Source organism: Sivoneniella epilithica UHCC 1019 (genome assembly GCF_040830845.1).
In the GTDB taxonomy this organism is placed as follows: domain Bacteria; phylum Cyanobacteriota; class Cyanobacteriia; order Leptolyngbyales; family Leptolyngbyaceae; genus ULC077BIN1.
Window position 1 is genome coordinate 54616 of record NZ_JBFPDP010000029.1, and the last position, 10616, is coordinate 65231.

Here is a 10616-nt window from a genome sequence, read left to right on the forward strand (position 1 = left end):
CACTATGAAGACTAATCGCTAATTGCCACTGATTGAATATTATGGATTCGCAGGATTTGCAGAAACAAACGCTGGCAGAGCAACTGCTTGAGCTAGCGATGAAGTCGGGTGCTGAGGCTGCGGAAGTGTTTCAATCGCAGTCTTTATCTCGTCCGGTTTTTTTTGAAGCAAATCGGCTAAAGCAGCTAGAAAGCGCTCAGGCGGAAGGATTGGCACTGAGATTATGGCGGCAGGGTTGCCCCGGTTTGGCGGTTGCCTACGGTCCGGTTGAGCCTCAAGATTTAGTGAAACGGGCGTTGGCATTAAGCGAGTTAAACGAACCAGAAGCCATTGAACTGGCAGACGCAACCCAAGTGCCGTATCCTGACCTGGGAGCAGCGGTCTCGGTGGAACAACTGGTGGACTGGGGTAAGCAGGCGATTGCCCTGGTGCGCGATGCCTATCCAGAGGTGTTGTGTGAAGCAGAATGGGAATGTGATGCTGAAACAACTCGGTTGATCACGTCTCAAGGGTTGGACTGCGGCTATACCGATACGACGCTGAGCGCTTCCCTCTCGGCTGAATGGGTGCGCGGGGATGATTTTTTAAGTATTTATGATGGGCAAACCCAGCGCGATCGCCTAAATCCTGAAGCTCTAGTTGAACAGATCTTACAGCGATTGCACTGGGCAACCGACAACATTCAAACCGTCAGCGGACGAATGCCAATCTTGTTTACCTCCAAAGCAGCCGATATGCTGTGGGGCACGGTGCAGGCAGCGTTAAACGGGAAACAAGTGATCGAAGGCGCTTCACCTTGGAGCGATCGCTTGAACGAAATTGTCACGGCTGAAACGTTGACTCTCTCCCAACACCCTAATCGCGGTCCTTTTAGCTGTCCTTTTGATGATGAAGGCACGCCTACCCGACCGATCACTTTTATTGACAGCGGGGTCTTGAAGCTGTTTTATGCCGATCGCACTACTGGACGCGCTCTGGGCAGCGGTACGACGGGCAATGGCTTTCGTCCGGGGTTGGGTAGCTATCCGACACCGGGATTATTTAACCTAATTGTGGAATCGACAGCACCGCGATCGACGGCTGCAAAATCTTTAGAGCAACTGATCGCCAGTTTGGACGACGGAATTATTGTGGATCAAATGCTGGGCAGTGGAGCCGGTATTTCAGGTGAGTTTTCCATCAACGTGGATTTGGGATATCGGGTCAAAAATGGCAAAATTTTAGGGCGGGTGAAAGACACGATGGTGTCAGGTAACGTCTACATGGCGCTGAAGCAGTTGGTTGAACTGGGTGGCGATGGCGATTGGAATGGCTCTTGCTACACGCCCTCGCTGATCGTGGATGGGCTGTCGGTGACGGGGCAAGGGTAGCAGGGGGAGCGATCGCCCCTTTTGGTTGCGCTGTGTTTCTATTGCTTCCTTGATTTGGCGAGCGCTAATGTTCATCTACAGCAAAATGATGTTTAACAGCTACAGGCAGTATTAAAAACTTTCCTCTGCGCCTTCCAGCATAATTTGAGAGATCGCATCAAAGGTACTTGTCCAGGCTTGCTGAACTTCTTTAGTCCAATCAGCTTTGAGATACTGCTCGAAGGTTTTCAGTAAAACAGCACAAACTGTCGGGTAATGGTCTTCGATTACCCCATAGCCTTTGTGTTTAGCTCCTAAATCCTTCAGAATGGGCACTAGACGATCAGGATCGCGGACACTCTGAACTAAAAGCACTAAAGTACTCATCAGTTTCTGCTGCTGTTTCTCCATATCGGTGTCGCGAAACAGCGATCGCAGTTTTGGGTTGCTTCTAAACAGATTTTGATAAAAGCTTGCCGAGAATTCTGACGCATAAGGTCTAACTTTTTCAAAACTGCATTCAACTAATTCAACCTGAGTCGGAACTTTAGGTTGAGCGGGAGCAAGTTTTGTTGGAAGGATGTGTGGCTGGGACGGATTTGATGCGACTGAATGGTGAGCCTGATTTTCATGAAGTTTGCTCGACGCAGATTTCAGTTGAGTTAAAGTCTCAGAAGAATGAATTTTAATGTTTGCTAGAGTTTCTAGCTCAATGCCCTTCTCTGCAAACGCTTTCCACATACTGCGATAAATCTTATCCCGTAGGCTGTTAATTGCGAGAGGGTCATCCGTCCAGAACTTAAGTTTGTAGAGAACTCCCTCTTGATTAAAATTGCCAATTTCAACTTTTGCGGTTAACCCGGTGGAGAGTTTGGAATTCTCGCGAACTGCATTCACCAAAAGGGCAGTTACTGTGTCAGGTGAGTGGTCATACCCAACCCGCACCTCAATGTCGAACCGAGTCATGCGGCTTTTGCGAGTATACGAGGTAAGACTGGCATTCCAAAACATTTGATTGGGAATCACGACTTCCACATGGTCTCTGGTTTTAATCGTCGTTGCCCGTAGATTAATTTCTTCAACCCGTCCCATCTTGTTGTTAAACTCAATGATGTCCCCTGGACGCAGGGTGCGCTCGAACAGCAGCATGATGCCGCTGAGGAAGTTAATCACGACATCCTTGAGACCAAAGCCAATTCCCACCGCTAACCCGCCAGAGATGGCAGCGATCGCGGTGGAATCGAGCTTTAATTCACTAAACACAAAAACTAGCCCTATGCTAATCAGAAAATAACGCAGCAGGATCAGTGAAGCATCCAGCGTGGCTGCTTCTATGTGCAGGCGATCGTGCAGCACTTTCCGCAGAAATTGCGCCAAACTGCTGACTCCAGCAAACCAAAGGAATAATCCGATTGAGGCGACGAATAAACCGCGCAGGGTGACGGTGGTGTTGGCAACGGTGAATAGCTGAGTGTTTCCCAGCAGTGAGATTTCATCAAATAATCCCACGAACTGAAGCACAGCGTAAGTGACAAACAGCGGCAGCAAAAACCGGTGTATCAGCGTGGCATGAACCTCTTTCTCAACTGTTAACAAAACAATGGCTGAGATCGCTCGATACACGATAAACAGCAGTAGCAACGGCAAACAGAACGTTGCTATTAGATTCAGGTTCCAGGCTCCCAAACGGGGAAAAATTTGTACCAGCAGCCAGAGTGTTCCCCAAAGCAGCACCGGAAACAAGAGCGCACGAGCCAACTCCGTAACAATTTTGACCCATTGGTGGGACTGAATCTGCAAAACTGCCTTTATTCGGTGAATCGCTGACTGAAGTTGCTGATAAAGCGGTTCAAGCGACGAGCGATTAGCCATATCAACACACCCACAACGGTAAAGAGAACAATTTGTAGCCAGATAATTGGACGACGGAAAATTTGAAATTGAACTTGCATGAGTTGCAGCAAGTAATCAGCTTTTCGTGTAGTGTCACCTTGAACTTTGCTAGTCCCTGCTTCGCTAGTGATTGAGGTAGATCTATGGATAACTTTGCGATCTACAGGTTGATTGAGTTGGTTGATAAATTCACGTGCCCCCTCAGTTGGCGAGATATCATCCTGCATCACCTGTATATAAATGGGATCTGCATAATAAACCAGGCGATCGGTTTGATATTTTGCCTGACTGACCGGAATCAGAAAACTATTTTGAACTTGGTCAATCAAGTTCCGTCTGATTGGCAGCAGTCGGAGATCGAGCAACACTTTGGGATTAATCGGGGCAACGACTGTATCTTGAGCCGATTGGAATGCCAATTGTTGTTCCCGACGAGTCACAAACTTCGCAAAGTCAAGTGCCAGCCTTTTTTGGGTCGTCGCTGCACGAGCATTTAATACCAGGGAGTCGATTTCTAAAACGGGAGCAGCACTGTTCAGGTTGCCGGGTAAAACAGCAGCGCTCAATTTATTGTCCAGTTTTTTCTGTAACGCCGACATCTCAAACGTCCAGCAAGGAAAGTACGCCACCTTACCCGTGGTAAACAGGTCAAATAAAATGTCTCGACGGTAATCGACATAAATATTTGGAGTTTTCCGAGCATCCTTAAGCCAGGACAGCCAACGACTCAATGCCATTTCTTCAAGCGTAAATTGGTTGACGGAGTTAAAGAGTGTCCCGCCCATTGCCCCAATGCCCCAAGCGCTACTCAAAAAGCCAGAGTCAATGGCAATTCCTTTACCTTGACCCGCTTGACTTAAAACCGCGTCTAAGGTGGTCGGCGGGTCAGCCGTTTGGGATCGGTTATAGCAAAGTGCCATGGTATCAAAGCCAAAGGGCACACCATATAAGTGATTATCTTTTGCCCGCAGCGATACCAAGGCTTTGGAATAAAAATTGGAGGTATCTAGATTATATTGTTCTAAATCCTCAATTAATTTTTGCTCAATCATGGAGGGCAAAACTGGATCGGGCACGATCGCCATATCAGGACCTAGCCCTTGAGCCATTCGTTCTTTTAAAAAAGAGAAATAATTCAGCACTCCGTGGGTGGTATGGATTACTTCCACATTGGGGTGAACTGCCTGATAGTTTTTAATCAGCAGTTCCATATCTTGATCGGCATAAGACGACCAGATCGTAAGCGTTTGCTGCCCAGACCCTGCTGATTGTCCACTACAAGCAAACAGCAACAGGGTCACAGTAATTAGTAAAAAGGCTGAAATGCTTCTCAAAAAAATGCGGCTACCGACTGCTTTTCTCATGGGAGTGTTTGCTGCAATACAGGGAGTAAGCTTCTTGACGATGCTTACCTTGATGAATCCTAATACGGAATAGCTGTCTTTCTTGTCGGTTGCGCTTGTTTGAAAGTTAGAGATGCGATCGCCTGCATCTAAGGTAGCCGTGGCTGGGGAACTGTTGAGAAAAACTACAAGGGATTACTCCCTAAAAGTTCTATTTTCAGATTAGCAATGCCCAGCTTACTTCGCCTCTCTACCATCAGGCATTCGTGCGCCCTTTAGAATTGCGCCTTCCAGTTTTACCCCAGCCATTCGGGCTTTTAATAGGTTTGCTTTTTGCAGGTTGGCTCCCCTGAGATCGGCTCTCCGCAAGTCCGCGCCTTCCAAAACCGCCCCTTGCAGATTTGCGCCTGTTAAATTTGCGTCGGTCAAATCGGCTCCTAGTAAACTGGCTCCCGCTAGGTTGGCTCCGCTTAAATCGGCTTCCCGCAGTTTGACCAGCCCTAGGTTTGCTTTTTCCAGTTTGCTGTTGGTCAGGATTGCGTAATTTAAGTTTGAGCCTTGCAGTGCCGCTGAGGTCAGGTTTGCCTCTTTCAGATTGGCTGCCGATAGATCGTAGCTGTAAAGCACCGCGCCCGTCAGAATGCAGCCTTCACATTGGCGAGTGTTGATTAATTGCTGCACTTGATCAGGGTTGGCAGCGAGAACAGTAGTGACTAAGCCAGCAGCGGCGATCGCCCCAAACAAAACGGCAAAAGAAGATTTCATGGAGATGGCATCACGAAAGGACTTTAGTCAAAAAAGGCAAAATGCCGCTCATTAAAGTACGGGAATATTCTTCATGTAGCCCCAAAGAACCCGGCATTCGATAGACCTGCACTCCAGAAAAGTGAACCACAAACTCCATTTCTTCGCGAGATTTGGGCGGTGTTTGTTCGCCAATCACCATTAAGACGGGAACGGGCAGCGGTTGAAAATAATCAATAAATTCTTGACGAGTGCGAATCGGATCGAGTGCCCCGGTTACAAAGGCGGCAGAAGCAAACCGGGCATTGCGCTGTTGAGTCGTTCGCCATTTTGCAGTAACGAGGCTACGGGTAATATTTTTGGAGTCGCTATACACATGGCGACCCATCATCCAGCGGAGAAACCACGGAAGCGTATTCAGTAGATAAAAAAATTGCCCCACAATCGGCAGCCCAATCAACTGCTGTATGCGTTTAAAGAACCAGCGGTGGTCTCCCATAGTGGGCAATGGACCTCGCCAAGTGGGAGCGGTGAGGATGACATAAGACCAGGGACATGGATCTTGATGGGCGAGTTGCATGATGAACCCGGCGGAATGTCCTGCCGCGATCGCTACGACGGGTTGGGAAAACATCGATCGCACAAAGTCTCGCAGAAACGCATGATACAGCGCTGGACGATACTCGATCGCCGGGTGAGAAGACTCGCCGAACCCAACCCAATCCACCATAAATACTTGAAATTTTTCGGAGAGTTGCTCCGCTAAACCGTACATTTCAGCCCGACTGGAAATGGTACTGAAAGCAGGCAACAATAACACTGGGCTGCCTTCCCCCCAAACTTCGTAGGCGATCGTCATGGGTTGTCCCTTCCATGACCATTTAAACTCTTCCACCCGACCACCCATGCTCAAATTGTTTGGCGCTTCCGTTAAAGACGATTGATTGATCACCACAAGCTCACTGTACGATACGATGCACCGCGTTACTAATTTACCGCTGATGGGCAAAGAAATACAGTGAAGAAAATAGAAAAAAGGAAAGGCTATCCATTTCAACTAGAAAACACGTCCTGAACTTGCCGATTCAGTTGAAACACGTTCTTGGTCAAAAGCATGTTTCAGCCGTTTGCGGAGCAAGCGCTGGATATAGAGATGTTTCCCAGGTTTGACTTTGGTTAAAGTGCGGAGTAGCAGCGTTTTTTCTCCCAAGTCTTCCAGTCCATCTATTTGAGTGGGTTCAAGCACCTCCAAATAATCTGCTTTGAGTTGATGTCCTACGGTTTCAATCACTTCATAGGCTTGATCCAAATTGGCAGTGTGCGGAACAGGAACCTTCACGGTGGCATAGATATATTGCTTCGAGTAGTTAATAATAGAACCGATTTCGCCATTGCGGATAATTTGCAACTGACCATCGGGGTGACGAATGTGCGTTGTTCGCAGTTCGATCGCTTCTACAATGCCTTCAACCAAACGCTCCTCTATTTTTCCGGCTTCAATGTAGTCGCCGACCAGATAGTAGTTCTCAAATAAAACAAAGAACCCACAGACAATATCATTGATCAGGTTTTGTGCCCCAAACCCGATGACAATCCCGACAATTCCTGCACCCGCCAGCAGCGGAGTGGGATCTAGGTTAATTAACTTCAGCATCGCTAAAGCGGCTGTGAAGTAAATCGCGTATTTGAGGAAACTCTTGAATAATGGAATGATGGTGAGTCGGCGCTGTCGCTGAAGATCGGTGAGGTGATCCGTTCTCAGGACGAGATCTTCAAGCACCACGTTAGCAATTTCAATGCCCAGTCCTGTGACAAAATAAATTCCAATAATGGCAATGATTTCGTCGGCATAGTCTGCAACCCAAGCGATGAAGTCAATGTCTTGAATCACCAAGGTGGCGATGCCCACATAAAGGACATACTCCAGACATTTTTTGAGTACAGGAACCAGATGGCGGAAGCGATCGTAGTGGCGCAGCAGATTATCGGCGTTGGAATATTGCAGGCTCAGCGCATCAAGGGTATCAACCACGACGGAGATGGCTTTGATCAGCAATCGTCCAATGGCGATCGCCCCATAGGCTTTCAATCCAATGAACAGATATTTAGGAATGGCGGCTGGTAGATTCAGAAATTGGGTACACAGAATCCCGGCAGCGATCCAAGTGCTTGTAGTGAGAATTTTTTTTAGGGTGTGGAAAAATGCCTCAACGCTTTCATCATTCGCAGTAATCCGGTCGTAATTTTTGGCGTAGGTCGTTGCCAGATCCAGCAGGTGATGCAGCAGGGGCAGACTAAATTTGACCAGCAGCAGCAACATGACACACTGGGCGATCGCTGTAGCCAATGTAATCCAAAACTCGGCTGGAATACTTTGGAGCAGACGGATTTGAAAATCCAGAACATCTTTGCCCTGATAGATCAGAACTCCATTCACACTCACGATTAAGAGAGTCAACCCAATCCCTGCCAACAGACACAGTAGGCTGAGATTTTGCCGCAAACTAACGAGCCTCTGGGCAGTTTTCTCTTTTTGGGAAGCCGCCAGAGTTTTTAGGCTCTTGCCCAGAAGCCAGTTCAAGAGGGTAAACGCAAAAATTACAATAGCGACTTGAACAACCGTAATTACAATATTCACTTGTCATCCAGCCAATCTAAATACCATTTTGAGTTTTAAGAAAAAAGCACTGCCGCGTTCAAAAATGGGCGTTGCTGAATCAGTCTATGAATTCTGAAATCTGCCCTCACCCTAGCCCTCGCCCTTTGGGAGAGGGAACAAGATTTCTAGCTCCCTTCTCCCTAGGGAGAAGGGCTGGGGATGAGGGTATTCATACCGCCATTCAGCAACGCTCAAAAATGATCTATCGCGTTGTAGTTGCAAACTACTATCACAGACTGAGTTTGAGGGCGGTGCAATTTTTTCCTTCAGGGTTAGTATAGCTGGAAGTTTTTAGTATCTAAGATGCTTCTAATACCGTTAAATCCAAGGTTCATCGTCTGGATTTCTCACAACTTCTACCACAATGGTTTGTTTGGGTTCCGGTTCTGTACTTAAGGAAAGCGATCGCTCCTCTTCTTCATCTTCAACTACTTCAGCCGTGGCAGTATGGACGGTTTCGGGCAGATTGGAGCTTGTTATTTCAGACAAATTGTTAGTAGACGGATCATCGGGCGATCGCTCCAAATCCTGAGCTTCTAACTCCTCAGTGTCCAGTTCTTCATCTTCTAAATCTTCAGTTTCTAGATCTGGGAATTCTGAAGCATCCAACAACGGAATATTCAACTGGGTAGGCGGCGGCAATTCAGTAATATCCCAAGGATCGTCATCCTCGTCGTCTCCATCCCACTGATCCAACTCTTTCGCATCCCAAAACTCAACTTTTTCAGCACTCCAAGGCAGATCTTCAATCCAGGGAGCATCTGGACTCGGTGGAGTAGCATCGGACACTGTTGCAGCCAAACGGGTTGGATCGCCAAAAATCTCTTCAATCTCTTCAAAAATTTCTTCGATTTCGTCAATGATTAAGTCATCGGGATTGGCTTTCTCCAGGTCTTTCTTCAAGTCTTTCTTCAGGTCTTTGTCAACGCTTTCTTCAAAGTCATCTTCAAACCAACTGTCTACTTCACTGGCTGCATTTGCTGAGGATGGGCGGGTACGCGAAACGCGATCGCCAACTAAACTATCGGCTTGTTCCTGAATCCGTTCCACAAAGTTATCAGTGGTTTCCTTTGCCTGCTCAACCAGCGTTTCTGCTCCGTCTCGGATCTGTTCGTTGAGTTCCTGCGCTCTTTCTTTCGCCTGCTCTGCCAATGATTGCGCTCGATCTTTTGCTTGGTCTGCCAGGTTTTTTAACTGTGAGGTGGTTTGTAGGGTGGTATCTTGGGCGCGCTGGGCAATAGATCTTAACTCCTGCGTCACCTGGGTATAGTCTTCTTTAACGGCGTTGCTGGCTTTGGAAATTTTTTGTTGAATCCCTTCGCGATAGAGGGGAAACGCTTGAATCGTGCGATCGCTCACCAGCACCCGTTTTCGTCCCAAACTACTGATGCGATTGATCGGTAGGCGGTAAATGGTGCCAGCCAAGGTACTCAGGCGATCGCCCACCATTAAATACTCTGAAATTGCCCCACTTTGCAGATTAAATACACAATCAATAATCTTGCCAACCTTTTCACCCCCATTGCTCCACACCTCGGAGTGAATCAGTGACTCAAGCTGACGAACCCGTTCCGCATCAGTTGCATCCGGTTGGGAATGGGTCAAAATGCCGTTGACTCCGATCGCCTCAATTTGCGACAGCTTAAACGCTGATTTTTGATTGCCTAAAAAACCCGATTTGCAAATAAATCCCAACACGCGATGGGCGGGAGGATACATCCACAGTATCTCTACCCGCCCCAACTCTTCCAGGGTGGCGCGATTTAGCACCAACTGATTGAGTATTTCGCTATGTTTGATAGTCTCAGGAACCGTGGTCATGGAAAGGGGGAATAGATGTCAGGTGTTAGGTGTCAGTCATAAGACAAATCTGATCACCTAGGACAACCCTAACAACTTTTTAACACTATTCCCTGTTCCTATTCTCTGTTCCCTGTCTCTTATTCCCTGTTCCCTGCTAAATTCCAGATTGAACGGGTGCTTGTCCAGGTTGGAATTGACCGGGTTGAGCTTGACGGCGTTGCTGTCCACGATTTTTCATAGTGCCGCGACGTTGTTGCATCATGGCTTTTTGCTCAGTGGTCAATAGCCCTTGAACTTGCTGTTTACCCTTTTCGCGGATCGCCTTAATCTGCGCTTTTTGGGCTTCGCTGAGATTGAGCGATCGCATTGCCTCACGGGGGTTTTGTCCTTGAGGAACAGTAATCCCTTGAGATTGAAGATATGCGGCAATTTCAGACTTTGTTGCCTGCTTGATTTGCTGCATTTGGGTCTTTTGAGCATCCGTCAGGTTCAAACGATTCATGCCGCGTTTAGCTGGGGCAGACTGATTAGGCGTAGTTTGATTTTGAGCAAATGCGGGCATGAAAGGCACAGCGGTCAGAGTTAGTGCTAACACGCCTGAGAGTAGCAAAATAGATTTAATGTTCATAGCTCAGCAGTAGAAACTGTTAAAGGATTCGTAACGTTCATTCAATCGGTGAATGTATTTCTTATGACAGTTGCAATTTGAAAAAGGTTCACGCGCTACTAATATTTCCGACTATCAAGCTGCTAGTAGTCTGTCAAGAAAGAATTGATGGATAGAGACGCTTGAGTTTGATGCGGGCATCTTGAGTCGTAAATTGC

Annotated in this window: 8 protein-coding genes; 1 reads left to right on the forward strand and 7 read right to left on the reverse strand. The window is 47.4% G+C overall.

Annotation, left to right across the window (positions count from 1 at the left end; translation table 11 throughout):
- Nucleotides 1-41: 41 nt before the first annotated feature.
- Nucleotides 42-1370, forward strand: coding sequence for a TldD/PmbA family protein (locus AB3R30_RS17210; RefSeq protein ID WP_458650440.1), 1329 nt, complete (start codon nucleotides 42-44; stop codon nucleotides 1368-1370).
- Nucleotides 1371-1481: 111 nt separating this feature from the next.
- Here the strand turns inward: AB3R30_RS17210 and AB3R30_RS17215 are convergent, their stop codons facing one another.
- The 7 genes from AB3R30_RS17215 to AB3R30_RS17245 form a co-directional block, all read right to left on the reverse strand.
- The gene (locus AB3R30_RS17215) at nucleotides 1482-3221 is read right to left on the reverse strand and encodes a mechanosensitive ion channel domain-containing protein (RefSeq protein WP_458650441.1); all 1740 of its coding nucleotides are present in this window, start codon (nucleotides 3219-3221) and stop codon (nucleotides 1482-1484) included.
- Nucleotides 3158-4606, reverse strand: coding sequence for an ABC transporter substrate-binding protein (locus tag AB3R30_RS17220; protein ID WP_458650442.1), 1449 nt, complete (start codon nucleotides 4604-4606; stop codon nucleotides 3158-3160). The genes AB3R30_RS17215 and AB3R30_RS17220 overlap by 64 nt, the downstream gene beginning before the upstream one ends.
- Nucleotides 4607-4822: 216 nt before the next feature.
- Nucleotides 4823-5350 carry a pentapeptide repeat-containing protein gene (locus AB3R30_RS17225; RefSeq protein WP_458650443.1) on the reverse strand — a complete coding sequence of 176 codons (528 nt, stop codon included), beginning with the start codon at nucleotides 5348-5350 and terminating at the stop codon, nucleotides 4823-4825.
- A 10-nt stretch (nucleotides 5351-5360) separates the two neighbouring features.
- Nucleotides 5361-6284 carry an alpha/beta hydrolase gene (locus AB3R30_RS17230; protein ID WP_458650444.1) on the reverse strand — a complete coding sequence of 308 codons (924 nt, stop codon included), beginning with the start codon at nucleotides 6282-6284 and terminating at the stop codon, nucleotides 5361-5363.
- Between the two features lie 102 nt (nucleotides 6285-6386).
- Nucleotides 6387-7967 carry a mechanosensitive ion channel family protein gene (locus tag AB3R30_RS17235; protein WP_458650445.1) on the reverse strand — a complete coding sequence of 527 codons (1581 nt, stop codon included), beginning with the start codon at nucleotides 7965-7967 and terminating at the stop codon, nucleotides 6387-6389.
- A 339-nt stretch (nucleotides 7968-8306) separates the two neighbouring features.
- On the reverse strand, nucleotides 8307-9809 hold the full coding sequence (locus AB3R30_RS17240) for a hypothetical protein (protein ID WP_458650446.1): 1503 nt from the start codon (nucleotides 9807-9809) through the stop codon (nucleotides 8307-8309).
- 136 nt (nucleotides 9810-9945) lie between these two features.
- Nucleotides 9946-10419: a Spy/CpxP family protein refolding chaperone gene (locus tag AB3R30_RS17245; RefSeq protein ID WP_458650447.1), complete on the reverse strand. Its 474-nt coding sequence runs from the start codon at nucleotides 10417-10419 to the stop codon at nucleotides 9946-9948.
- Nucleotides 10420-10616 lie beyond the last annotated feature (197 nt).